We start from the raw sequence: 25,019 nt of genomic DNA, 5'->3' as shown, positions 1-25,019 counted from the left end.
AGTCGGATGTTACTTCTTAAGATTTTCGTTGACGAAGCTTTCAATCTTGTCGTCAGAATAGTCTAGGAATGGAAGCATATCTTCTTCCGTCTTCATGGTATCTCTACCATTCTTTTCCATAAAGTAGTCCCAAAGGGCGTCTCTAACAGGAGTTTCAGAATCGCTCCAGTCAAAAACTTCCTTCATGTGACGGTCTAACAATGCAGTCTTTACTAATTCGTCTGCCATCTTAAATTACCTCCTAATAAAATATTCTACGATTCCTATTATACCTTTCTAATAACTAAAATGCGCATTTTTATTCTGGTGGATTTAAAAGCCTTTTTCGTAAAGCAGATTTAGTTTTTAGAACACTCTCTGGCTTATACCCATAACGCTGGCACACCTCGTGCAATTCATAAGCACCGGTAAATACCAACAAGCCAGCCAATTCTCTTTGCGTTAGTGAACCAATGATTTTTTCATATGACGTGGACAAGGGGATTTCACAAGCCTGTTCGCATCCCAAACAAGTCTCTTTCAAAACTTCATCCCCATCATAGGAAATTGCTCGCTGATTACCCACCCGGCGGGCACATAAAGTGCGTCTAAGGAGCGTTTTGCTCCAATTCAGCAATTTAACGCGATAAAATGAGCGCCAACTACCACGCGCTTCGTCATAGCAGAGGGCCGCTTCATAACAGACCAGCATCCCCTCTTGTTCCCAATCTTCATCGCTCATCATTCTAATATATGATCGTCGTTTCACATTTAGCAAGATCCAGTGGTACTTATTGTACAAACGAACCAAAGCATCTTCATTTCCGTCAATTTTGATCAGTTTTACCAAAGCCAAGTCTTCAATTTGGGCTTGTACTTCCTGGGGTGATAGTTCTCTCGGTTCCATAACCATTTCTCCTCCAAAAATTAATAAATTGAGGATAATGGATTTCAGCTGGTGGTTGGGGCAAATCAGCAGATTGTTTGACACTTTAAAATAAGTGTCCAAGCCCCGCTACACAGTTATTTGAAGAATGTAAAAAAAGCCATCTTCCGGCGTGAAGACAGCTTTTAAGACTTAATTACGATAAAGGATTTCGAGAATTCAGCATTTGATATAACAGGATCCCGGTAGCAACACTAGCATTCAAGGATTGAACGTGCCCCACCATCGGCAAGGTTAAAGTTTGATCCATTTGCTTTTTCAACAAAGGACTAATCCCCTTGCCTTCATTGCCAATGACTAGCACCGTCTTGCCCTTGGCATTCCAGCGACGATAATCTGTCCCCTGCATATCGGTTCCAAACAGCCAGTAGCCCCGATCTTTCAAAAGCTGGCTCGTTTGGACCAAATTATTTACGCGCGCAACCGGTACATGGTCAATGGCTCCCGTGCTAGTCTTAGCAACCACTGAAGTCAAGCCACTAGCCCGGCGTTTAGGAATAATAATCCCATCAACCCCAGTCGCATCAGCCGAACGCAAAATTGAACCTAAATTATGCGGATCTTCAATTGAATCCAGCATTAATAAAAAAGGTTCTTCCTTTTGGTCCAGCTGGTCCAGCAATTGGTCAAAATCCGCATATTCAAAACTTGAGACCGCCAGCACCAAGCCTTGGTGGTTGCCCCCATTAGCCAGATGATCAAGTTTGTGTTTCGGAACTTCTTGAACCACCAAGCGTTTCTTTTTCGCTAGCGCATAAACCTGACCAGCGAAATCATTCGCCACGCCAGTTTGCAAAAAGACTTTGTTAATGCGGTCAGCACTCTGCGTTTTCAAAAAATCAATTCCGGAATGCCGACCAAAGACAAAATCGCCATCATTCAAACTCATAATCAGCTAACCCTCCATCTTCTACTGTTTTTATGCACCAACGAGCTAGTTCAGCTACTCGTTCATCTTGGCCTGCCAAATTCAAATAGCCAATCAGACACTCAAACCCAGTAGAAAACTGATAGGTCCTCAGCTGGGTATGTTTTGCTTTAGTGTAGGTTTTGGCGTTACGCCCGCGTTTAAAAATGCCTTGCTCCTTTTCACTAAGCAAGCCGTCGTCGATCAGCTTCATCACTAATCCAGCTTGTGCTTTAGCGGAGACATAATGCGTAGCATCGCGTTGCAAAACCTGCGGGCGCACTACGCCGCCACGAATTAGGTGTTTGCGAATAAAAGTTTCATAGACGGCATCCCCCAAATAAGCGAGCGTTTGGCCGCTTAAAGTCTCTGGGTTCACATCTTGTTCAGTTAGCTTTTTGATCTTACTCACGAGTCCACCTCGTTCCCTGAGGCGTATCTAACAACTTGATGCCGCGTTTAGCTAATTCGTCCCGGATTTGGTCGCTGACGGCCCAATTCTTTTCTTTACGTGCCTGATCCCGCTTTTTAACCAAAGCATCGATTTCGGCATCGTCAGCAGCTGCAGAGCTAGTTAAGTTATCCAAATCAACGCCAAATACTCCCAGCCAGCCTGCTAAATGCTGTAAAAAGCTAGTTAGTTCGGTCTTAGCTACTTTTTCTTGGCTAGCCTGCTTATTTACCAGGGGCAACAAGTCATAAATTGCAGTTAAGGCATTTTGGACGTTAAAATCATCATCCATAGCCGCAACAAACGCATTTTCGGTCTTTTCAATTGCCTTAGCCAGTTCTGGCGCAGTGGTTTCGGCAGCCTTTCCAGCTAACCGGTATTGCACGCTTTCGACCGTATTCTTGAAACGATCCAAAATGGTTTTGGCCTGGTCCAAATTTTCTTCGGAATAGTTAATCTGGCGCCGATACTGTACACTGGCCATAAAGAAGCGCAAAATTTGCGGATCGATTTCTTGCAAAATATCATGCACCGTCACAAAATTGTGCAATGACTTAGACATCTTTTCTTCGTCCTTGCCCACAGTCACAAAACCATTGTGCAGCCAATAATTGACAAACTTCTTACCGGTCTTAGCCTCGCTTTGGGCAATCTCATTTTCGTGGTGAGGGAACTCTAGGTCTTGGCCACCACCATGAATATCAAACGTGTCGCCTAAATATTTAGTTGACATGACTGAACATTCAATATGCCAGCCGGGACGACCTTTGCCCCAAGGAGAATCCCACGCAATTTCGTCGGCCGTTTTTTGGGCTTTCCACAAGGCAAAATCAATTGGATCTTCTTTTCTGGCCTGTTCTTCATCATTGACGTGTTCAGAAGCGCCCTCTTCAAGTTCGGCAATATTTTGATCACTGAGTTTGCCATAATCTGGGAATTTCTTAGCCCGATAATAAACATCGCCATCAGCTTCGTAAGCATAGCCCTTGGCGATCAAGGTTTGCACAAAATCAATAATTGCCGGGATTTCCTGGGTAGCCCGCGGATGCAAGGTGGCTGGTTCAACATTTAGCGCTGCCGTATCTGCCAAAAAAGCCTTGATGTAGCGATCAGCCAATTCCGGCACACTGGTCCCCTCGTTTCTGGCCTCGTTGATCATCTTGTCATCAACATCAGTAAAGTTAGAAACATATTTGACCTTGTAGCCACGATATTCGAAATAGCGGCGAATCGTATCAAAAGCAATCACGCTCCGAGCATTGCCGATGTGGATATAGTTGTACACAGTTGGTCCACATACATACATGCTGACTTCACCTGGAACCAGGGGTTTAAATTCTTCTTTTTGTCGTGTTAGGGTATTGAAGACTTTCATGCTAAAACCTTTCTACTGCTTGTTTTATTTACTTATTTTAGCATTTTTCCACTTACCAAAAATGACTGACCGTCAGGCCAGCCATTTTAGTTTATTTACTTAATTCCTGCTTGGTCAAGTTCAGCTAGGGTTTGATCAAGATGACCCATTACCTTTTCCTTGCCCATCAATTCAATCGCTTCGCCAATACCAGGTCCAACCATTGACCGCGTAGCCGCAATCCGAATTGGCATAAAGAGCTTGCGACCCTTAACGCCAGTTGCAGCTCTAGTAGCTTGAATGGCATTCATTGCTTGTACCGCAGTAAAGCGTGGAACAGCGTCTAATTGCTTTCTAAATTCTTCAATTACTGGCCGAGCCTCATCCTGCTTGATTTCTTCAAGTTCTTCGTCATTAAGCTTAGCTGGCGACTTGAAGAAGATCTGTGCTAAGTCAACGATTTGCTTGGTGTAGGACATTTGCACAGCATAAATGTTAACTAATTGACGAACCCATTCCATTTCTTGCGGACTGATCTTTTCGTCAACTAAACCTGCTTCTTGCAAGTTGTTCAAGGCTAAATCTAACAAAGTATCCCGGTTAGCAGACTTAATGTATTGGTTGTTGATCCATTCCAGTTTCTTTTGGTCAAAAGCAGCTGGTGACTTAGACAAACGCTTTGGATCAAATTGTTTGATAAATTCCCGTTTGGTGTAAATTTCCTTTTCGCCAACTGGTGACCAGCCTAATAAAGTGATGAAGTTGAACATGGCGTCTGGCAAGTAGCCAAGATCACGATATTGTTCAATAAATTGCAGCAAGGATTCATCACGCTTAGACAGCTTTTTACCAGTTTCTGAGTTAATGATCAAAGTCATGTGACCAAACTTTGGTGGTTCCCAGCCTAATGCTTCGTATACTACCAATTGCTTTGGCGTGTTAGAAACGTGGTCATCGCCACGGAAGACATGGGTGATCTTCATCAAGTGGTCATCAATAACTACGGCAAAGTTATAAGTTGGCATGCCGTCACGCTTTTGAATGACAAAGTCGCCACCGATAGTGTCAGATTCAAAGCTCAAGTGACCCTTAACAATATCATCCCATTCATAAGTTTCCATTTCTGGAATGTGAATCCGAACAACTGGCTGCAAGCCTTTAGCCCGTGCTTCTGCTTGGGACTTAGCAATTTCTTCAGCAGTCATGCCTTCATATTCGTAAGTGTAGTGCGGCGCAATGCCCATGGCCCGTTGTTCTTCACGTTGGGCTTCCAGCTCTTCTTCCGTCTTGAATGAGTAGTAAGCTTTGCCTTCATCCAAAAGTTGTTGAATGTATTTGTTATAAATTTCTTTACGTTCTGATTGACGGTAAGGGCCGTATTCGCCACCCTTATCCGGTCCTTCATCCCAATCAATTCCCAACCAGTGCAGGTTTTCCATTTGAGATTTTGAACCACCCTTGACGTTTCTGGCCAGGTCGGTATCTTCGATCCGCAAAACCAAAGTACCTTTGTTGTGACGAGCAAATAAGTAGTTGAACAATGCAGTTCTAGCGTTACCAATGTGTAAGTGCCCTGTTGGACTTGGAGCGTATCTTACACGAACTTTTTCTTTAGCCAAAATTCATGCCTCTTTCAAAAAATAGTAGATTTAAACAAGAATAGTTTACTCGTTAAATAAGAAATGAGCAAATCTAATTACTAGCCAAAAACCAGCTTCATCGCCTGGGCAATGCTGGCAACCGGAATAACTTCAATTCCATAATTGGGCAATTGGTCAGACATATTATGTCGCGGAATGTAAATGCGTTTAAAGCCAACCTGGGCTGCTTCCTTAATGCGGGCTTCAATTTTATTGACGCGCCGAACTTCGCCAGTTAGGCCCACTTCGCCCACAAAGGCATCAGTAGAAGGAATTTCCATACTCTTATAACTGGAAGCAATGGCCATGACAATTGCCAAATCAATTGCCGGCTCATTCAAGCGCATCCCGCCGATAGAAGTTAGATAGGCATCCTGGTTTTGCAGCATCAAATTGCCTTGCTTTTCTAAAACAGCTAGCAGCAAGGCGGCCCGATTATAATCAATGCCACTAGTGGTCCGCTTGGCGTAGCCAAAAGCGGTTGGGGTCACTAAGGCTTGGATTTCTGCTAAAATCGGCCGCGTTCCTTCAAGGGAAACCACAATGGCGGACCCAGTAGAATTAGGCAAGCGTTCGTTTAAAAAGATCGCCGAGGGATTATCAACCTCTTTTAGACCAGCATTCTCCATTTCAAACATGCCAACTTCATTAGCTGCCCCAAAACGATTTTTAACAGAGTGCAAAATGCGGTATGCGTGGTGCTCATCGCCTTCAAAATAAAGCACCGTATCAACCATGTGTTCCAAAATTTTAGGTCCGGCAATTGCGCCTTCTTTGGTGACATGGCCAATCACAAAGACCGTAATCGTATCGATTTTAGCGATTTTCATTAACTCGCTAGTAACTTCCCGCACCTGCGAAGCCGAACCTGTCATGGCGTCAAGGCTCGGTTCATTCATGGTTTGAATTGAATCGATCACCACAAAGTCAGGCTTTATTTCATCAATCGTATCGCGGATTTTTTCCATATTGGTTTCAGGATATAATAACATCCCGCTCTGGTCTAAGCCCAAACGCTCAGCCCGTAATTTAATTTGCCCGGCTGACTCTTCTCCTGAGATATACAAGACCTTGTATTTTTGAGCCAGTTCGCCAGTGACTTGCAGCATTAAAGTCGACTTGCCAATTCCCGGGTCCCCACCAATTAGGACCAAGGATCCAGGTACGATGCCGCCGCCCAAAACTCGATCCAATTCTTCCATGTTGGTAGAAATGCGGGACTCGACTTTTGCCTCAACCTTAGCCATGGCCACGGGCTCATTGTTGCCAATTGCTGAAATCATCCGACTAGGCGTTGCTTTATTTGAAACTTTTTTTACTTCTGAAGTCTGTTTTTCAAACTGATTCCATGCGCCGCAATTAGGACAGCGTCCTAAGTAAGAAGCAGAAATATAGCCACAAGATTGACATTTATATTGGGTTTTTACTCTAGCCATAAAATTATTCCTTATTAGTGGAGCCAAAGCCGCTCACGCGCTGGCGATTAATTGGATTATCATCATCAGTCCGTAAGTACTTGGTAAAAATAGCTTGGGCAATTCGTTCGCCTTTTTTGATGTGCAGAGGACGGACGCCATAATTAATTACCTGCACGCCCAATTCGCCTTCATTGTTAGGATTGTTGTAGTAGTCGCTATCAACGACGCCAATGCCATTAGGCAAGGTAAAATTGCGCCGAAAAGTGTTGGAAGACCGATTGGCAATAATTAAAACCTCATCTTCTGGCATATAAGCCTTTAAGCCAGTAGGAATAATGATCGGTTTTAAAATTTGGTCAGCCATGTGATAGTCGCGTTCATATAATTGGTGACCATTTCTAATCATGCGAAAAATGCGCACGAAATTTAACCGCCAAATACTTGGAATTACCATATCTTCGGCTGCTTCTAAATCATATCCAGCTGAACCTGGAGTCTGGCGACGAGGCAGCTTGATCCCCTGATCTTGATACTTGCTGATTACTTCAAAGCCCCTGGTTTTCATAGTTTTTTAGCTTGCTCCTTTTTTTAGTCAGAAATCTATTCTACACTAGTTTTGTTACAAAAACCTCAGTTTATCCATGCTTATTTTAAGCGAATTTTCGTTAGCTTGGATAAAAATTGTTTACAAAAAGGCAGAAAAATGGAAAAAGAAATTTATAGTTTTGAACACCGCACCGATCAGCTGCTCAGTCGCGTTGAAATCGACCTGGTTTCCCGCCCTGAGGGGAAAGTTTGGGCCGTTGGAGCCGTGATGGTCAACCCCAGCGCTGATCAGACCGCAGAATATGCCAACCTGTATGGGCAAATTGCTAAATTTAATCAAAAGTACAATTTTCCGCTGTGGCTGTTAGACCCCAGTTTTAAGTCATATATCGTAGAGCATGCACCAGCTAACGAAGTGCTTTACCGAAATTAAGAGACTAGCCCCTTGCAGGAAAATAAGATAGAATGATAATTATATGATATAGATGATATTGTTATTCTGAGGAGGATTTTATGGCAAAAGAAATTACTAATAAAACCATTGCTGATTTTGAAGCTGATTTAGCCAAGCATCCCGCATATAAAGTGGCTGCGCGGGCTGCGCAAGAAAATGGCATTTTTAAGGCTAGCCAAGATTTAGAAACTAAGAAGAATTTAACGCCAACTTTTTCAATTGAAATCGACACTGGCAAAGTCTCGAATCAATTACGGTCTGGTCGCTGCTGGATGTTCTCAGCCTTGAACACCATGCGCCACCCACTGCAATCCAAGTTCAAGATCAAAGACTTTGAACTTTCTCAAAACTACACTAACTTCTGGGACAAGTTCGAAAAGTCCAACTGGTTCTTTGAAAATGTAATTGCTACTGCCGACCAAGAATTGGGCGACCGGAAGGTTTCATTCTTATTTGCTACCCCGCAACAAGACGGTGGTCAATGGGACATGCTTTGCGGAATCATTGAAAAGTACGGCATCGTACCAAAATATGCCTACCCAGAAACTGCTAACTCTAACAACTCCAGTGCTTTGAACGACACTTTGAACCACTTGCTGCGTAAAGATGGGTTGAAATTGCGTGAATTAGTAAGAACCGGCAAGAGCAGCGACGAAGTTGAAGCGCAAAAGCAAGCAATGCTAAACGACGTCTTCCGAGTTTTAGCTACTTCATTAGGCGTTCCACCAAAGAAATTTGACTTTGAATACCGGGATGACGACAACAACTACCACCGCGATCCAGATTTGACGCCTCAAGAATTCTTCAAGAAATATGTTGGCATGAACTTGACTGACCATATTTCTACCATCAACGCCCCAACTACTGACAAGCCATGGCACAAGGTCTTCTCCGTTGAATACCTAGGCAACGTCGTGGGCGGCCGCCAAGTTCGTCACTTGAACTTGCAAATTGATGAAATGAAAGATTTAATCATCAAACAACTCAAGGACGGCGAAGTGGTATGGTTTGGTTCAAACGTTGTCAAAGATTCTGAACGCCAAGCAGGCTTTTTGGACACTGCCCTTTACCGGCGTGATGAACTGTTTGATGTTGACTACTCCATGACCAAGGCTGAAGCCCTTGACTCAGGCGAATCAATGATGGACCACGCCATGGTTATCACTGGGGTTGATTTAGTTGACGGCAAGCCAACTAAGTGGAAGATTGAAAACTCCTGGGGTGAAAAGGCCGGCTTCAAGGGTTACTTTATTATGAGCGATGCTTGGTTTGATAGCTTTGTTTACCAAGCCGTAGTTGATAAAAAGTACTTGCCAGCAGACTTAAAGCAAGCCTTTGAAGAAGGCAGCAAGAACCCAATCCAATTATTGCCTTGGGACCCAATGGGTGCTTTAGCTGACTTATATTAATTGCTAATAAATAAACAAAAATCGCGATCGTTAATCGATCGCGATTTTTTTACCAAATATGCAGCAAACGAGTTGGATCAAGTTTGCTTAAATTGAACTGGTGCACGTGTTGTTGCTTGTTTTCAGGGAATTCCTTAACAAAATCAGCAACGTTGTAGAGCCCCGTGCTATAGCTCCAGACCCCTTTGACCTTATGAATTGGATCCAGCATTTCATTTCTAATCGGATAAGCCGAAACCAAGAAATGCTTATGGTGGAATTTAAACACAAAATACGGCAACTTAAATTCATTTACCGCTTCGTCAATCGTCTTGGCAATCGTCACGACATTGCGGTAGCTGCCATACTTGGCAGTGAATTTATCGTTGAATGAAAAATAAAAATTAGAGATATGCACATGGGGAAAATCCGCTTCTTCTACCTTGTCAGGTACGGCAATCACATGTGCATAACGATCCAAATTAGTTTCTCGCTGCATTAAGGCTTTATCCATTTGCGCAGGACTAATTTGGTGTGCCCATTCTGGAACCTCCGGATGCGCCTTATAGGCCCGGTACATTGACTTGATTACCTCAGGTTTAACCCAGTCATATTGCATTCTAATTTCATTGCGCTTCAGTAGACCTGCCAAGTCATTATGAGCCATCAAATCCACCACAAACAACTCATAGTGGTACTTATCCACCCATGGCTTAAAGTGTTCAATGGCGCTAGGAACAATGTGGGTTCCATCAACAATTACGGTTTCGCCATAGGACATTTTATGTTCCACTAAGTTATCCACCATTTGTTCAGTTCGCACAGTTACGTGCCGGGGAATAACCTGATGAAGCGAATCAGTTGAATCCTCATAATACACCGTCAAGTCCGCCAATAATAACCGAATCTGATCACGACTGATCGCATACGGTGTTAAGTGATGGCGAGCAATAAAAGAAGATTTCCCGGAGCCTGGTGCACCTCGTAATAAAAATATTTTACGCATGCATGTTCTCCAAACTAAGAAAAATAAATACTAAATAGTCATGATAGATTTTACCACAAAAGTACCGTTTTTTGATAGTTCGTAATTATCCCCAGGAAAAATTTATCCCCTGAGGATTTCCTTGTGGATAATATTTAGGTGTTGATCAAAAGTATAAACAATTGGTTCGGCATTGGGAACTTCCAACTTGATGATGTCATGATCATTGATCGCTTCAAGATACTTGATCAAAGCTCGTAAACTTGACCCGTGCGCAACCACCAGTTGATCTTGCCCCTGAACGAGACGCGAGGCTACTTGGTCCTCATAATAAGGCAAAAGTCGCAGCTGCGTTTGGTGCAAACTTTCGGCTCTCGGCATTAAGCGCTGGTCAAATTTAGCATAACGGCGATCAATCACTGGTGACCCTTGAGCTGGTGGCACGGAATCAAACCCCCGACGCCATTCCAGCACTTGTTCTTTACCAAATACCGCGCGCGAAACATCCTTATTCAAACCGCGCAAAGCCCCATAATGGCGCTCATTTAAGCGCCAGGTTTTATAAAGCGGCAAATAAAGCCAGTCGCAAGTTTCAGCTACAATATTAGCAGTCATAATAGCGCGCGACAAAACCGAGGTATGAATCGCCGTTGGGTTAAAATCCCCTAATTGTTGAATTAACTGCCCCGCTCTACGGGCTTGCTCCTGCCCTTTTGGCGTTAGCGGCACATCGTTCCATCCAGTATAGACATTTTGCTGATTGGCAATACTTTCACCATGTCTGACTAAAACTAATTTGACCATTTTCCTACCGTAGCACCAGCATAACTATTCCGCCAACCGTGAACAAAACGCCTAAAATGGCAAAGCCAATCACGCCGGTTTTCTTCCCTGGTTGGGACCGACGATTAAAAGCATATGCTAGATCATATAAGCCCACAATCAAAACGATAATCGCCGTAAATAAATTATATTTCACAACTAGTCCTCCTGGCCTTTCGGCTTAATCATGCGATCGTTTCTCCCGCGCTCACATTCTGCCTGTAGGGTAACATGGTTAATTCCAAACTTGCTTTTCAAGACAGCGGCAATTTGGCCATTCAACTCTTCCAACTCGGCCGCACGGCAGTTTTTGTCAACATTAATATGCGCATCCAGCATCACCACATCATCACTATAGCGCCAGAGGTGAACGTGATGCACATTTTCAACTTGGGGAAAAGTTAAAATCGTTTGGTGCACTTGCTCCAAATCAACGTTAGGGTTAGATTCCATCAAAATGTTGGCCGCTTTTTCAGTAATCTCCCACGCTTCATGCAGGATAAATAAGGAAACCAGCAAGGTCAACAAGGGATCGAGCCATGGCAGATCAAGAAAATTCAAAATAACTGCTCCCACAACCACCGCTACGCTCGAAAGCGCATCACTCATCATATGGGCAAAAGTAGCACGCAGATTTAAATTCTTTCCGGTTTGACTGACCACAACCAGCATCGAAATTACATTTGCTGCTAGGCCAATCACGGCAATGATCAGCATCAATTTGCCCTTGACCGGTTCAGGATTAAAGAAGCGCTGAATTGCTTCGCCTAACAAAAACAAGCTAATCACAATTAAAACCACGCCATTGGTAAAAGCAGCTAAGGTTTCTGCCCGCTCATAACCGAAGGTTTTGGAAGTATTTCGTTGGCGCTTGCTAATTAAGTGAGCCACAAAGGCCAAAACAATAGCTCCAACATCGCCTAAATTATGAAAAGCGTCGGATAAAAGCGACAAAGAACCAGACAGTGCACCACCAATAAATTCGGCAATGGTAATAACTAGATTTAGGGCCGTTACCAGCACATATTTTTTAGTTGAACTATCTTTTGGCATCGCAACTCTCCTCTCTATTTAACAGTGTAGCAAAAAAAGAGGCTAAAAAAAGCCTCATTATTTTGAGCTAAATTACGATTTCAGCAGCGTTCATATTGTAGTCGACAATTTCAAAGCTGCCGTCCGAGTGAATTATGCCCCGGGAAATACTCCCATTATCTGGGAAAGGAATATCGTGAATGCCGTCGCTTTCATTCCAGTACTTAATTCCAAGCGTCTTAATGAAATCACCATGACTAACCAAGAGCACCCGCCGTTCATCCAGAGTTAGTTGGTGCAAAACCGCAATTGCCCGTTCCATCCGCTGGTCGAGTTCTTCCTTGTTCTCTGCTAAATGACGCGGGTCAGCCTTTTTAGTGGCCTCGCGAAACTTATAAATGCCAACTTGATTGATAATTTTGACCACATTGTTTGTAGGAGCAAGCCCGGCTGCATTAGCTACTGCTTGCCAGGTTTGGTCAATGTCATCCCCTTCAAATGAGCCAAAAAAGACCTCTCTGAATTCAGGCAGCTTGCGAATTTTGCCAATTGTCGAAACTTGATTGTAATTTTTCATCAAGTGGACCGTATCAATCGCTCTTTTTAAGTCAGAGGAATACATATTATCAAAATGAACCTGTGACAAGGCATTGGCAGTGCGTTTTAAATCATTAATGCCTTTCACGGTGAGTGGCGAATCGCACCAGCCCTGAACCTTGTTCAATTGATTAAACATCGTTTCACCGTGTCGTACCAAATAAACTTCTGTTGTCAAAAGCATTCCTCCATTCATAAAAACTTGCAATTAATTTTACTACATGTAAGCTTGATATCCTAGATAAAGAGCTAAGAAGATGGCAAAAACAAAAGTGATCCACTTAACCGCTTTAATTGGTAAATAGTGAATTAGTTTTTGCCCTAGATAGCCACCGATAAATAAACCAATAGCTAAAGGAATAGCGCGATTCCAGTAAACTTTTGACGTAAAGACAAAGACGAGGAGCGCAATTAGGTTTCCTAAAGAGCCAATCACATTTTTAAAAGCGTTTTGGACGATAAAATCGTCATCCGTTACTTTGGTTAAGACAAACAACAGCAAAACGCCGGCTGCTGCGCCAAAATAACCAGTGTAAAGACCTGAAAGAAAAATTCCAAAATAAGCCGCTAATTTCTTAACGCCGGTCAGCTGTTCGCGTTTATAGGCATTTTTGTCATTGCTAAGCAAGAACAATAAGGCTGATAAAAGTACAAAAAAGGGCACTAATTTTTCGAACACCTTGCCTGGAAAGGCCGTTAACAAAAGACTGCCGCATAATGCTCCAGCCATTGCCAGCCCTAAAATCCACAGATATTTACGCCAAGTTGCTTTAATTTCTTTGAGCGATGATAAAGCGGCTCCGCCACCGGTAAAAATCAAGGCTGCCGTATTAGTCATATTGGCATACACGGGACTGACGCCAACCATCAGCAAGGCGGGGTAAGAAACCAGGGATGCCATGCTAGACACCACCGAAACAATGCCGGCGACGATCCCGGCAAAGATCAAAAATATAAAAATTCCAAATTCCAAGATAATGACCTCCAAAATTGTCACTACCTAAATTCTACCCTTCCACGGAAAAAATGCGTACAATATTGTTAGACATTTGATAAAGAAAGGATGATTTGATGACCAGAGCTGCTGTTGTCTTTGCAGACGGCTGTGAAGAAATTGAAGGTTTAAGCCAGGTCGATGTTTTTCGGCGCTTAGGCGTGGAATGCGACATGGTTGGGTTAAACAAATTAGAAGTTAACGGCGATCATAACATTAAAATCATTTGCGACAAATTAGTCGACGAGTCACTTTTGGATTACGATATGGTTTCCTTCCCTGGTGGCAAACCAGGGGCTATCCATCTGCGTGATTCCGTAAAATTGAACAAGCTCATGAATCAACGCCATGCGGCTGGCAAGTGGTGTGCGGCAATGTGTGCTGCTCCGATTGCCCTTGGCAAGTACGGCTTGCTGAATCAGGCGGAATTTACCTGCTACCCTGGTTTTGAAAAAGAAATCTTAGCCGAAGCCCCAGAAGCCAAATTCTCTGAGGCAATCACGGTAACTGATAAGAAGCAAAAGATTGTAACCAGTCGTGGCCCGGCCACTGCTTTAGCATTTAGTTATGCCTTGGCAGAAGCACTAGGAATTGACACTGACCAGTTACAAGAAGGGATGCTTTACAAGCAATTTAAGCCGCAGAATAGTTAAAAGCATGATTTAAGGATCTAGAAGTTGAAGACTTCTGGATCTTTTTTATTTCCCAGGAAATAAAAAATGACTCTTAAAAGAGTCATTTTATTCTGCACTACTTTGGAGTTGCCTTTTTAGTAACTTTCTTACCCATCTCCATTTCATCGTTGTAGCCCCATACCCAGGTTACGATAAATGAAACGGTGATTGCGACGACGCTTGAAAGCAAGAAAGCATAGAAACTAGTTAAGTCAGCTGGGTTCTTTGGATTGAAGAATGAGGAGAAACCAATCAAAGATCCAGTAAAGCCATACATCGTACCATGCATTAAACCGGTAATGAAACCACCAACGCCGGAGCCGATTAAGCCAGATACAAAGACCTTCCGGTAACGCAAGTTAATCCCATAAATAGCTGGTTCAGTAACGCCGCAGAAAGCTGAAATCATGGCAGCAAAACCAAGTGATTTCATGTCGCTCTTCTTTGACTTAATGGCAACTGCCAAAACGGCTGCCCCTTGAGAAACCATCGTAACTGAGATAATCGCATTTAGAGCACTTTGTCCTGAACCGGCAATTTGTTGTGCAACCAGTGGAACAACACCCCAGTGTAGGCCGAAAATAACCAGCACTTGGTAAAAGGCACCAATGATCAAACCGCCAATCCAGCCTGAGCTCTTAACCAGCATGTTGATTACGTCAGCAATGCCGTTTGCCAAGCCTTGAATTACCGGGCCAGTAATTACAATGGTAATGGTTGAAACTACCAAAATCGTAATCATTGGGTTGAAGATCATCTGCAAGTAAGATGGCAAAACTTTCTTTAGCCAGTCCCCTAATTTCTTAGCCATCCAAGCAGCCAAGATCATTGGGAAAATTGAATAAGTGTAGTTCAAGAATTGGAACTTAAAGCCGCCAATCGCAAACATCGTGTGGTACTTGCCACCCCAAGCGACAATTTGCGGATAAGTCAAGAAAGCCCCGATCACGGCAGCGACAATTGGATCTCCGCCTAATCTTTTGGCAGCAGAGTAACCAACCAAAACCGGCAAGAAGTAGAAGGATGCATCGGCCATTGCGCTAACCGTGATATATAAAGTACTAGTGGTACTTAAGAGACTGCCTAATTGTGGCAAAGTCAGTAAAGCCAAGATCCCTTTGATAATACCTGAAGCGGCAATTACCCCAACTACCGGACTCATCGAACCAGTAATGATGCCGATCAAATTGTTGAAGCCCCGTTGAAAAGCGTTGCCTGATTGGTCAACTGGCGTCGTATCCATATCTGAATCTTGCAGCTTGGGCAGTTTTTTCATTACTGCATCGTAGACGTCAACAACCTCGTTGCCAATCACAACTTGATATTGGCCACCTGCGTGTAAAATGTCGATAACGCCCTTGGTATTCTTTAACACATCATCGTTAGCTTTAGCTTCATCTTTTAAGTAGAAGCGCAAGCGCGTGATACAGTGGATCAAACCCTTGATGTTTTCCTCGCCGCCGACATTTTTAATAATCACATCAGCCAATTCATCATAGCTCAATTTAGTTTTGGCAGCGGTTTGCTCTTTGACATAAGCCGTACCAACTGCATCCCCACCATTTACCGTACCTTCTTCAAAATCAAAACCGGTCAGCATATCTTGGGAGTTGGTAATCACCGTCAAAACCGTGGTTGGCAAGTTTGCCATCTTAATGCTTTCAATGCTCATCTTGGCAATTGCTTGTCCAGCTTCAACTTGAGCATTTTCTTCAACCAAAATATCAAACGGTTCGCCATGCAGCTGAACCGTGTCTAGTCCCATGTGCACCAAAACTTCTAGGCCATCGGCGGTTTTAATTCCCAAGGCATGCTTAGATTCAGCTATCATCGTGATGGTACCTGAAACAGGCGCTTTGATTTCTTCACCGCTCGGCTCAACGCCAAAGCCTTCGCCCATCATTCCTGATGAGAAAACGTCATCCTTTACTTTGCTTAAAGCGATTACGTCACCAGATACCGGTGCGTAAATTGAAATTTTATTAGTCATAATCGTTTCCCTCTGTAAGCGTTTTATCAATTTCTGAACTAAGTATACTATCTTGTCTAGACATGTGTCAATAATTTTATTAAAAGTCTATTCTTAAACTATTTATAACCGCATTTTTCTTGTTTTTAAAGTCTAGACATGATTATAATAAAGGCAAATATAGAAAGGGTTAAATCATGGAAAGCAAGCAGCGTTTAATCGCGAAAGATTTATTAGCAAAAATAAAATCCGGGCAATATCGGCCGGGTGACCTTTTACCAGGCGAAGTCCAATTAACCGAGCTGTATGGCACCTCCCGCGAGACCGTCCGCAAGGCTTTACGGCATCTGGTCGATTTGGGACTGATTCAAAAAGTCCGTGGACGGGGATCAGTGGTACTTAATCTTGATCGCTATAAATTTCCGATTTCCGGCTTGACTAGTTTTAAGGAACTTAACGCTTCACAAGGTTTGAATGCGGAAACCAAAGTTTTAGTTTTGGAAGAACGCCCCTCGCCGGAGTACTTTATGACAGCAGAACTGACAAGCGAGCCAGCCACCTTTATTCGGCGCTTGCGGATTATTAATGGCGAGCCTGATGTGGTCGATGAAGATTTCATTTTAAAATCAGTCGTGCCCGAAATTCCGCTGGGTGAAGCAGCCAACTCACTTTATCGCTACTTTGAAGATGACTTGGGGTTAGACATTTCATATGCCACTAAATTGGTTACTTTTGAAAAAGCTCCCCAACATGTGGCTAAACTGTTGCAAGTTGCTAGCGTTGCGGTTGTTCGCAGCATGGTTTATTTGCAGGACACGCGGCTATTTCAGTTAACCACCTCTTATCACCGACCAGATAAATTCGAATTTTCAGATTTTGCCCGCAGACAGAAACTATAGAGGTATTACGATGACAAATTTAGGAAAGAAAGTTATTTACCAAATCTATCCCAAATCTTTTTATGATGCCAATAACGATGGAGTTGGAGATTTACAGGGCATCATTGCTAAAATCGATTATCTAGCTAAACTTAACGTTGATTTTATTTGGTTCAATCCATTTTTTGTTTCACCGCAAAAAGACAACGGCTATGATATCGCCGACTATTACCAAATTGATCCGCGGTTCGGTACGATGGCGGACTTTGAGGAACTGGCAGCCAAATTAAAAGCCCATCACATTGGCATCATGCTCGATATGGTGTTAAATCACTGCTCGACTGAACATGAATGGTTTAAAAAGGCGCTGGCTGGAGATAAATACTATCAGGACTTTTTCTACCTTCGCCCAGCTAAAGCTGATGGCAATCTGCCCAACAATTGGCAATCCAAATTTGGTGGCCCGGCTTGGGCAAAGTTTGGTGATACTGGTCTTTACTACCTCCACTTATATGCCCCGCAGCAAGCTGACCTCAATTGGCATAATCCCCATGTCCGTCAAGAAGCTGCTAAAATTGTTAATTTCTGGCATGAAAAAGGCGTAACTGGTTTTAGATTTGATGTTTTGAACGTTATTGGCAAAGATGAAAAGCTGGTTGATTCCCAGGATCCAGTCAGTGAAAAACTGCTCTACACCGATACGCCAATTGTTCATGATTACATCAAAGAGTTAAACCGCAATAGTTTTGGGCAAGATCCGGAAGCCATAACTGTGGGGGAAATGTCCTCGACTTCAATTGCAAATTCGATTGGTTACACTAATCCGAAAAATCATGAATTATCAATGGTCTTCAGCTTCCATCATCTGAAGGTTGATTATGACCATGGTGAAAAATGGTCCCAGATCCCCTTTGATTTTGCAAAATTAAAGCAGCTTTTGTTTGACTGGCAAACTGGCATGGATCAAGGCGGCGGCTGGCAAGCCCTGTTTTGGAACAACCATGATCAACCTTGGGCCTTAAACCGCTTCGGCGACCCAGTTCACTACCGGGAAAAATCCGCTGAGATGCTAGCTACCACGATGCACCTTTTGCGCGGAACTCCCTATATCTACATGGGTGAAGAACTCGGCATGGTTGATCCAGATTATCACTCAATTAAGGACTATTGCGATATTGAAGCCCTAAACGCATATCAAGAATTGCTTGACCAAGGCAAGACTGAACAGGAAGCTTTTGCGATTGTTCATGCTAAGGCCCGCGACAATTCCCGTACGCCCATGCACTGGGATGATTCTGAATATGCCGGCTTTAGCACCCACAAGCCATGGCTGACGCCAACCGACCAAAAACAAATTAACGTTCAAAAAGAACTAGCTCATGGTGAAATTTTCAATTATTACCAAAAGTTAATTGCTATAAGGAAGCGTGAAGACCTAGTTAGCGATGGCCACGTTAAGCCAATCGCACCAGAGCATCCCCAAGTTTTTGCCTTTGAGCGTTTCTTGAATAACGAACGCCTATTGGTGGTAAATAATTTTTATGGTAAAAAAACTAAACTAGACCTGCCAGCTGAATGGCAAAATGTGGCTGGTTCAACCCTAATCAGCAATTATGACCGCTCAATAACTAAATTAGGAGTAGCTCTTGAACTAGCACCATATGAAAGTTTAGCCTTTAAATTGCAATAGCAAAAAATCCCGTTTCTCGCTTGAAACGGGATTTTTAATTCAATTAGCTTTTTTCTGTAAGCTTGGTTAGAATAAATTGGTAACTGTAAATAGGAGGAAAGAGAGTGTTATGAGTTTAATCTATATCCAACCAGCTGCAGAAGCAGATCTGGCTGAGATAATGGCGATTATGCAAGACGCCAAGGCTTTTCTCAAATCATCCGGCAGCTCGCAGTGGCAAAACGGGTATCCCGATACTGCTGCTATCAAGAATGATCTTGTCCATTCTGCCGGATGGTTGTTGAAAGTCAACGGAGAAACTGCAGGTTATTTAGCAGCCATTACTGATGGCGAGCCAACATATAAAGCAATCACTGGTGGCTCTTGGCAAAACGACCAAGATCCTTATGTCACTATTCACCGACTGGCAGTCAAAAGCCGTTATCGCGGCCAGCACCTGACCAGTTATTTCTTTGCCAGCATCATCAGTTTGATGTTGCAGGAAGGTTTCCACAATTTCCGAATAGATACTTCACCTGTTAATCAGCCGATGCAGCAAGCAGCACTCAGCCAAGGCTTCAAATTGCGCGGCCATATCTTAGTTGCTACTGATCCCGATTCACCAGACCGTTTAGCATATGAATTAAATCTTTAGGAAAGAAGGAAAACATGCCAAAATATCGAATTCAGTCCTTGATTTTCATCTTGACCACCTTTATGTTGGGATGCAATGAGTACATGATCGTTGGAGTGCTATCAGATATCCACAAAGATTTCGGCACTTCAATGTCGAACCTCGGAATTTTAATCACAGCTTTTGCACTGACTTATGCAATTGCTACTCCACTTGTCAGCATCTTAACATCGAAATTTAAACGACACCAAGTTTATTTTGGGCTGTTAGCAGTCTTTTTTGTCGGTAACACCTGGACGGCTTTAGCCACCAATTACTTATCGCTCATGGGATCGCGCATCCTTACAGCATCTACTGCTGGAGCCATCTGTTCGTTAACTTTAACCATGACCAACTTTGTGGTCCCACAAGAAAAACGGGCTGCTACCATTGCTTGGGTGTTTGCGGGCTTTAATATTGCTTCGGTCGCTGGGGTTCCCTTGGGAACTTTTATCTCGACCAACTGGGGCTGGCACGCAAGTTACTGGCTAGTGGACATCATAGCCGCAATTACAATTAGCTTGTTGATATTTTTAGTTCCGCGCAATACTCCACAGGCTATCCACAAGAAAGATGCTGCAAATGCCGGCGGCGTGAAAGACTTTATGCTGGATAAACGGGTAATTCTCACGGTTAGCTTTATTATGGCAATCTGTGCCGCCCAATTCAGCTTCTACACGTATATCCGGCCAATCATTACCGGACAAATGGGTTTTAGCGTATCCTCGCTTAACCTGCTTTTACTGATTTTGGGCTTAATGGCGATTGTCGGCAACAACCTCGGAGGCTGGTGTGCTGATAATGGCGGGGTCAAGGTCCTACCACGCTTATACGTAATAATGGGGATCTTTTTGATCATAGCTGGTTTGACTATGAAAAATTTAGCCGTGGTCTCATTTATTTGCATCGCTATTGTCTGCATTTTCAATTCAAGTTATGGTGCTACCGTGCAGGTATTGATGATGGACATTGCTTCAAAGGAATCCCCTGCTGCCTTAGATCTCGCTTCATCATTAAACCCAGTCTTTTCAAATGTTGGTATTTCAATTGGGTCATTCCTGGCAGCGCAAATGTTGCACTTCACTACTGTTAACAACATTGTTTACCTGTCAGCAATCTTTGCCTTTGCTGGCTTTGGGATTATTTTCCAACTGAAACGAATTTATTCTAAATAGGCGTGACGACGCCTATTTTTTTACATCAAAAAAACACACCAGCAAATTGCTGATGTGTTTTGAGAAACGCTGATAATAAATATTAACGCTTTGAGAATTGTGAAGCCTTACGAGCCTTCTTCAGACCTGGCTTCTTTCTTTCCTTCATTCTTGGGTCACGAGTAAGGAAACCAGCCTTCTTAAGTGGACCACGGAAGTCTGGGTCAACTTCAAGCAAAGCCCGTGCAATACCGTGACGAATGGCCCCAGCTTGACCTGAGAAGCCACCACCGTTAACGTTTACTAAAACGTCGTATTGACCATCGGTTTCAGTTAAAGTCAAAGGTTGCTTCAAGTCCTTAACCAAGTTTGGGTATGGGATGTATGAGTCAACATCTTTGCCGTTAACAGTAATTGTACCGTTGCCTGGTACTAAACGAACGCGCGCAACTGAATCCTTGCGACGACCAGTACCTGCGTATGCAGCTTGTTGTGCCATTTAGATAACCTCCTTAAATCAATTCGTTGATGTCTAATGCTTCAGGCTTTTGTGCTTCGTGCTTGTGTTCAGCATCTGCGTAAACGTGCAGCTTTAAGAATTCTTGGTGACCAAGAGTGTTCTTTGGAAGCATACCCTTAACTGACAATTCGATCAATCTAACTGGGTTTTCTTCACGCATTTGGCCGGCTGGAGTAGCCTTCAGGCCGCCACGCCATGATGAGTGGTGGTAGTAAATCTTGTCAGTAGCCTTCTTACCAGTCAACTTAACCTTTGAAGCGTTAATGATAATAACGTTGTCGCCAGTGTCAACATTTGGTGTGTATTGAGGCTTGTTCTTACCTCTCAAGATAGTAGCTACGGCTGCAGACAGACGACCTAAAGATACGTCAGTTGCATCGATAACATACCACTTACGTTCGATTTCACCTGATTTTGCTAATGGTGTAGTACGCAATTTAAATTCCTCCGTATTTTTGCAGTTTGAAAACAATAAGTTTCCGGGGCCTATCGTGGACAAACATACTATACTAATGTACGTCGAAATGGCCTAAAAGTCAATTATTTTATTGTAGATCGAGTCGATATTTTGCTGGTACGTCTTCATAGAATACATGATACAAATATAACCCGCTTGCATGGGCCGTTCCTTGAACCTCCAGGCGATTTTTGGCTGCTATTACCCGGGGAATATCATCTACCGGACGCCGGCCATTGCCTATTTCTAGCAGCATGGCAACCAAAATGCGGACCATATTGTACAAAAATCCGCTGCCGATAAAATCAAAAATGATTTCATTATTGGCCTTATCTTCTTGAATATTCACGTAGTAAATGGTTCGCACCTTGTCTTCGATCGACCCGCCACTAGCTGCAAAACTGGTAAAATCATGTGTTCCAATTAGGTCGCTAGCGGCTTTTTGCATCTTAGCTACATCCAAGGGATAGGGAAAATGTCCCGTATAGAAACGCTTAAAAGGATTTACAAAGTGATCCAAGCTGCAGCGATACCGATACCACTTGCCTTTGGCACTGTAGCGGACGTGAAAATCATCATCGACAATTTCGCAATTTGTAAAGATGATATCCGTCGGCATTTGGGAATTGAGTGCCGGTAACATTCTTTCGGCAGGTATTTCGCGCTGCGGGTAATCAAAATGAATTACCTGCCCCATCGCATGTACTCCTGCATCGGTGCGCCCGGAACCTTCCACTTTGACATACTTGCCTTTAGTCATTCTTTTTAAAACGTCTTCAACTACCCCTTGAACGGTCCGTTGATCAGGTTGAACTTGAAAACCATGAAAAAGATGGCCATCATAAGCCATCGTCATTTTATATCTTGTCATTAGCGTATTCTAAAAATCTCTAGTAGTACTATGAGGGCGATAAAACTGCCCAAATTAATCAAATCGTATCTGCTCCAGCTCAGTACCCGGTATTTGGTACGGCCCTCGCTGCCTTGATATCCCCGCGCTTCCATCGCAGTAGAAAGATCTACCGCCACTTCTAGGGAATTGATAAATAGCGGGACGATCAGGGGAGCAATTGCCTTGATCCGCTTGATCAACCCACCGTCGTTGAAATCAGCCCCGCGTGCGCGCTGCGCGTTCATGATTTTTAAGGTTTCATCAAACAGTGTAGGTACAAAACGGAGTGCGATTGACATCACCAAGGCAATTTTTTCTACCGGAACCTTAATCCACTTTAAAGGCCACAGCAGCCATTCAATTCCATCAGCAATTTCTAAAGGCTGCGTAGTAACCGTCATGACCGTTGAGATCAGGATGATTAGGGTAAAGCGTAAGAAAATGTAAATCGCATTGCGAATGCCGTAATTAGTTATCCACAGCCCCCACCAATGCCAATAAACTTTTCCACCTGTGGTAAAAAACAATTGCAACAGCGATGTAAATAGAATCAGGAAAACCATTGGCTTTACCCCATCCCAAAACACCTTTGGGCGCAAATGCGTGCCAATAATTGCTAGTAGAGTATACAAGGTGATGATGCTGTAGGTCACCCAATTGTTGGCTAAGAAGATGACAAACACAAAAATAAAGCACGTCAGCAACTTGCCCCGGGGATCCATTTTATAAATATAGGTATCACCAGGGATGTATCGACCAATTATGATTTTGCTCATGCTTCACCTGCTTTCATTTTTGCTTTTAGAGCTTGCGTTAACTCATTTAAGGTTAAAACCTCGTCATCTAGCTGCAAGCCTTTTTGTGCTAGCTTTTGGGCAAACTTAGCGGCGGTTGGCGAACCCAAGTGGTGAGCAGTCAGCCAAGAAGCGTCAGCAAATACCTCCTTGGGTGTGGCATGCTTGATCAACTTTCCGCCTTCCATGACCAAAACGTCGTCAGCATAGTCTGCAACATCGTCCATATTGTGGGTTACCAAGATTACTGTGTGGCCGCTTTCTTGATATTCTTTGAATAATTCCAGCATTTCTTTGCGCCCGCGCGGATCGAGTCCGGCAGCTGGTTCATCTAAACACAAAATGGCTGGTTCATAGGCCATTACCCCAGCAATTGCAATTCGCCGCATTTGACCGCCTGAAAGTTCAAACGGCGACCGCTCGGCGACGGTTTCATCTAGACCAACTTTCTTTAACCACTTCAGTGCAAGTTCTTTAGCTTCGTCCTCGCTATAACCAAAATTCTTGGGTCCAAAAGCAATATCAGCTAACACTGTGTTTTCAAAGAGCTGACTTTCTGGAAACTGAAATACCAGACTTACATTTTTGCGCAACTGTTTTAGATTTTTGTTGCTAGTGTCTTTATTGATGGTGTATCCCGCAATCGTGATTTCACCCTCAGTCGGTTTTAAGAGCGCATTAAAATGCTGCATTAACGTGGACTTGCCACTGCCAGTATGGCCGATTAAAGCAGTAAAACTATTCTCTTTGATCTTAAAACTTACCTGGTCCAGCCCTTTTTGTTCTAAGGGACTTCCTGGTGAATAGATATAACTTACATTTTTGAATTCAATTGACATAAGTAGTTAACCAACTCTTCTTCTGAGCTAATAGACGATGGCACGCTAACTCCAGCCGCCTCTAGGCTATCGCGAACTTGATAAAAGAAAGGCACGTCTAAGCCGATTTCGCGCAGCAGCTTGGTATGGGAAAAAATCTTGTCAGGCTGGTCATACGCTAGCAGCTTCCCGTCATCTACCACTGCTACTAAATCACTGTTATTAACAGCATTAATGTCATGAGTAATTGAGATTACCGTCAGGTGATCGCGTTTTTGCATTTCACGCACTATGTGCAGAATTTCATCGCGACCTTCCGGATCAAGCATCGAAGTAGCTTCGTCTAAAATGATAATTTGCGGATGAACAGCCAAGATCCCAGCAATCGCGACACGCTGTTTTTGACCGCCTGAGAGGTTGCTTGGCTCTGTTTTAGCATAATCATCCATTCCCACATCTTTAAGGGCCTGAGCGACTCTCTTAACCATTTCTGGGCGGGCAATGCCACGATTCTCTAGGCCAAAGGCAACATCATCAGCAACCGTCGCTCCCACAAATTGATTATCGGGATTTTGAAAAACAATTCCGATCTGCTTGCGTAAATCCCAAACAGTCTCTGGAGTCAATTCTACTCCATCAATGAAGATTTTTGATTTTTCAAGATTGTCTGATGCAATTAAACCATCGATCAGCCTGGTTATGGTTGATTTACCACTGCCGTTATGACCGATGATTGACACCCAGCTGCCCTTTGGAATATCGAGATTTAAATTGTCTACAGCTGGTTTTGAAGCTTCACGGTATGTAAACGTTACATTTCGCATGCTGACAATATTTTCTTGTACCATTTGATCACCACCTAAAACAGTTCAATTTTACCAAAAATAAGTGTAAAAAAAAAATCATCCATGATGAGGGATGATCAAAATCATCTAAGCTAGACTAAGCCTTTCGGCCATCATCATCGCGCTTATTCTCGCTTCCATGGATAATTCTTAATACGTATTA

At 43.3% G+C, this 25,019-nt stretch carries 28 protein-coding genes; 7 read left to right on the top strand and 21 right to left on the bottom strand.

What is annotated here, in order from left to right; all coding sequences use genetic code 11:
- Positions 1 to 9 precede the first annotated feature (9 nt).
- The 8 genes from KI210_RS07590 to KI210_RS07555 form a co-directional block, all read right to left on the bottom strand.
- Positions 10 to 228, bottom strand: a complete 219-nt coding sequence (locus KI210_RS07590; protein WP_212781282.1) for a P8 family protein — start codon at positions 226 to 228, stop codon at positions 10 to 12.
- A gap of 70 nt (positions 229 to 298) precedes the next feature.
- Positions 299 to 886: a hypothetical protein gene (locus KI210_RS07585; RefSeq protein ID WP_212781281.1), complete on the bottom strand. Its 588-nt coding sequence runs from the start codon at positions 884 to 886 to the stop codon at positions 299 to 301.
- Positions 887 to 1,061: 175 nt separating this feature from the next.
- Positions 1,062 to 1,814: a 23S rRNA (guanosine(2251)-2'-O)-methyltransferase RlmB gene (gene rlmB / locus KI210_RS07580; protein ID WP_212781280.1), complete on the bottom strand. Its 753-nt coding sequence runs from the start codon at positions 1,812 to 1,814 to the stop codon at positions 1,062 to 1,064.
- Positions 1,801 to 2,244, bottom strand: a complete 444-nt coding sequence (locus KI210_RS07575; RefSeq protein WP_212781279.1) for a Mini-ribonuclease 3 — start codon at positions 2,242 to 2,244, stop codon at positions 1,801 to 1,803. Before KI210_RS07575 ends, rlmB begins: the two co-directional genes overlap by 14 nt.
- A complete protein-coding gene (gene cysS, locus KI210_RS07570; protein WP_212781278.1) occupies positions 2,237 to 3,658 on the bottom strand; it encodes a cysteine--tRNA ligase in 1,422 nt (473 codons plus the stop codon). The genes KI210_RS07575 and cysS overlap by 8 nt, the downstream gene beginning before the upstream one ends.
- 95 nt (positions 3,659 to 3,753) lie before the next feature.
- A complete protein-coding gene (gene gltX / locus KI210_RS07565) occupies positions 3,754 to 5,256 on the bottom strand; it encodes a glutamate--tRNA ligase (protein ID WP_212781277.1) in 1,503 nt (500 codons plus the stop codon).
- 80 nt (positions 5,257 to 5,336) lie between these two features.
- Positions 5,337 to 6,713 (bottom strand): DNA repair protein RadA, encoded by a 1,377-nt coding sequence (gene radA / locus KI210_RS07560; RefSeq protein WP_212781276.1) that lies wholly within the window; start codon positions 6,711 to 6,713, stop codon positions 5,337 to 5,339.
- Between the two features lie 4 nt (positions 6,714 to 6,717).
- A complete protein-coding gene (locus KI210_RS07555; protein ID WP_212781275.1) occupies positions 6,718 to 7,260 on the bottom strand; it encodes a dCTP deaminase/dUTPase family protein in 543 nt (180 codons plus the stop codon).
- 138 nt (positions 7,261 to 7,398) lie between these two features.
- Here KI210_RS07555 and KI210_RS07550 point away from each other — a divergent pair, with 138 nt between their 5' ends.
- Positions 7,399 to 7,674 (top strand): hypothetical protein, encoded by a 276-nt coding sequence (locus tag KI210_RS07550; RefSeq protein ID WP_212781274.1) that lies wholly within the window; start codon positions 7,399 to 7,401, stop codon positions 7,672 to 7,674.
- Between the two features lie 80 nt (positions 7,675 to 7,754).
- Complete coding sequence (gene pepC / locus KI210_RS07545) at positions 7,755 to 9,104, top strand: aminopeptidase C (protein ID WP_212781273.1); 1,350 nt, start codon at positions 7,755 to 7,757, stop codon at positions 9,102 to 9,104.
- Positions 9,105 to 9,153: 49 nt separating this feature from the next.
- Here the strand turns inward: pepC and KI210_RS07540 are convergent, their stop codons facing one another.
- The 6 genes from KI210_RS07540 to KI210_RS07515 form a co-directional block, all read right to left on the bottom strand.
- Positions 9,154 to 10,089, bottom strand: coding sequence for an AAA family ATPase (locus KI210_RS07540; RefSeq protein ID WP_212781272.1), 936 nt, complete (start codon positions 10,087 to 10,089; stop codon positions 9,154 to 9,156).
- 102 nt (positions 10,090 to 10,191) lie between these two features.
- Positions 10,192 to 10,872 carry a 2,3-bisphosphoglycerate-dependent phosphoglycerate mutase gene (locus KI210_RS07535; RefSeq protein ID WP_212781271.1) on the bottom strand — a complete coding sequence of 227 codons (681 nt, stop codon included), beginning with the start codon at positions 10,870 to 10,872 and terminating at the stop codon, positions 10,192 to 10,194.
- Positions 10,873 to 10,876: 4 nt separating this feature from the next.
- Positions 10,877 to 11,047 carry a hypothetical protein gene (locus KI210_RS07530; RefSeq protein WP_212781270.1) on the bottom strand — a complete coding sequence of 57 codons (171 nt, stop codon included), beginning with the start codon at positions 11,045 to 11,047 and terminating at the stop codon, positions 10,877 to 10,879.
- A 2-nt stretch (positions 11,048 to 11,049) separates the two neighbouring features.
- Positions 11,050 to 11,943: a cation diffusion facilitator family transporter gene (locus tag KI210_RS07525; protein WP_212781269.1), complete on the bottom strand. Its 894-nt coding sequence runs from the start codon at positions 11,941 to 11,943 to the stop codon at positions 11,050 to 11,052.
- A gap of 67 nt (positions 11,944 to 12,010) precedes the next feature.
- Entirely contained in the window at positions 12,011 to 12,697 is a 687-nt protein-coding gene (locus KI210_RS07520; RefSeq protein WP_212781268.1) for a histidine phosphatase family protein, read from the bottom strand.
- Between the two features lie 39 nt (positions 12,698 to 12,736).
- Positions 12,737 to 13,498, bottom strand: coding sequence for a sulfite exporter TauE/SafE family protein (locus KI210_RS07515; RefSeq protein WP_212781290.1), 762 nt, complete (start codon positions 13,496 to 13,498; stop codon positions 12,737 to 12,739).
- Between the two features lie 92 nt (positions 13,499 to 13,590).
- Here KI210_RS07515 and KI210_RS07510 point away from each other — a divergent pair, with 92 nt between their 5' ends.
- Positions 13,591 to 14,166, top strand: coding sequence for a DJ-1 family glyoxalase III (locus KI210_RS07510; protein WP_212781267.1), 576 nt, complete (start codon positions 13,591 to 13,593; stop codon positions 14,164 to 14,166).
- 97 nt (positions 14,167 to 14,263) lie between these two features.
- Here KI210_RS07510 and KI210_RS07505 read toward each other — a convergent pair whose 3' ends face one another.
- The gene (locus KI210_RS07505; protein WP_212781266.1) at positions 14,264 to 16,177 is read right to left on the bottom strand and encodes a PTS sugar transporter subunit IIABC; all 1,914 of its coding nucleotides are present in this window, start codon (positions 16,175 to 16,177) and stop codon (positions 14,264 to 14,266) included.
- A 176-nt stretch (positions 16,178 to 16,353) separates the two neighbouring features.
- On the opposite strand from KI210_RS07505, the gene treR reads away from it, so the two are divergent.
- The 4 genes from treR to KI210_RS07485 all read left to right on the top strand — a co-directional run bounded on the left by treR (position 16,354) and on the right by KI210_RS07485 (position 20,551).
- Positions 16,354 to 17,055 (top strand): trehalose operon repressor, encoded by a 702-nt coding sequence (treR, locus tag KI210_RS07500; protein WP_212781265.1) that lies wholly within the window; start codon positions 16,354 to 16,356, stop codon positions 17,053 to 17,055.
- A 10-nt stretch (positions 17,056 to 17,065) separates the two neighbouring features.
- Positions 17,066 to 18,724, top strand: coding sequence for an alpha,alpha-phosphotrehalase (gene treC, locus KI210_RS07495; RefSeq protein WP_212781264.1), 1,659 nt, complete (start codon positions 17,066 to 17,068; stop codon positions 18,722 to 18,724).
- A 109-nt stretch (positions 18,725 to 18,833) separates the two neighbouring features.
- Positions 18,834 to 19,358 (top strand): GNAT family N-acetyltransferase, encoded by a 525-nt coding sequence (locus KI210_RS07490; protein WP_212781263.1) that lies wholly within the window; start codon positions 18,834 to 18,836, stop codon positions 19,356 to 19,358.
- 14 nt (positions 19,359 to 19,372) lie between these two features.
- Positions 19,373 to 20,551 carry an MFS transporter gene (locus tag KI210_RS07485; RefSeq protein WP_212781262.1) on the top strand — a complete coding sequence of 393 codons (1,179 nt, stop codon included), beginning with the start codon at positions 19,373 to 19,375 and terminating at the stop codon, positions 20,549 to 20,551.
- An 82-nt stretch (positions 20,552 to 20,633) separates the two neighbouring features.
- On the opposite strand, the gene rpsI is transcribed toward KI210_RS07485, so the two are convergent.
- The 6 genes from rpsI to KI210_RS07455 all read right to left on the bottom strand — a co-directional run bounded on the left by rpsI (position 20,634) and on the right by KI210_RS07455 (position 24,859).
- Positions 20,634 to 21,029 carry a 30S ribosomal protein S9 gene (gene rpsI / locus KI210_RS07480; RefSeq protein WP_212781261.1) on the bottom strand — a complete coding sequence of 132 codons (396 nt, stop codon included), beginning with the start codon at positions 21,027 to 21,029 and terminating at the stop codon, positions 20,634 to 20,636.
- 13 nt (positions 21,030 to 21,042) lie between these two features.
- Positions 21,043 to 21,486 carry a 50S ribosomal protein L13 gene (gene rplM / locus KI210_RS07475; protein ID WP_212781260.1) on the bottom strand — a complete coding sequence of 148 codons (444 nt, stop codon included), beginning with the start codon at positions 21,484 to 21,486 and terminating at the stop codon, positions 21,043 to 21,045.
- 109 nt (positions 21,487 to 21,595) lie between these two features.
- Complete coding sequence (truA, locus tag KI210_RS07470; RefSeq protein WP_246487337.1) at positions 21,596 to 22,378, bottom strand: tRNA pseudouridine(38-40) synthase TruA; 783 nt, start codon at positions 22,376 to 22,378, stop codon at positions 21,596 to 21,598.
- Positions 22,378 to 23,175 (bottom strand): energy-coupling factor transporter transmembrane component T family protein, encoded by a 798-nt coding sequence (locus tag KI210_RS07465; protein ID WP_212781259.1) that lies wholly within the window; start codon positions 23,173 to 23,175, stop codon positions 22,378 to 22,380. Before KI210_RS07465 ends, truA begins: the two co-directional genes overlap by 1 nt.
- The gene (locus KI210_RS07460) at positions 23,172 to 24,032 is read right to left on the bottom strand and encodes an energy-coupling factor transporter ATPase (protein ID WP_212781258.1); all 861 of its coding nucleotides are present in this window, start codon (positions 24,030 to 24,032) and stop codon (positions 23,172 to 23,174) included. The genes KI210_RS07465 and KI210_RS07460 overlap by 4 nt, the downstream gene beginning before the upstream one ends.
- Positions 24,008 to 24,859: an energy-coupling factor transporter ATPase gene (locus tag KI210_RS07455; RefSeq protein WP_212781257.1), complete on the bottom strand. Its 852-nt coding sequence runs from the start codon at positions 24,857 to 24,859 to the stop codon at positions 24,008 to 24,010. The genes KI210_RS07460 and KI210_RS07455 overlap by 25 nt, the downstream gene beginning before the upstream one ends.
- Between the last annotated feature and the right edge of the window lie 160 nt (positions 24,860 to 25,019).

This window comes from Lactobacillus corticis (assembly GCF_018327645.1).
GTDB classification, from domain to species: domain Bacteria; phylum Bacillota; class Bacilli; order Lactobacillales; family Lactobacillaceae; genus Lactobacillus; species Lactobacillus corticis.
This window is presented reverse-complemented; position numbering and strand designations above follow the sequence as displayed.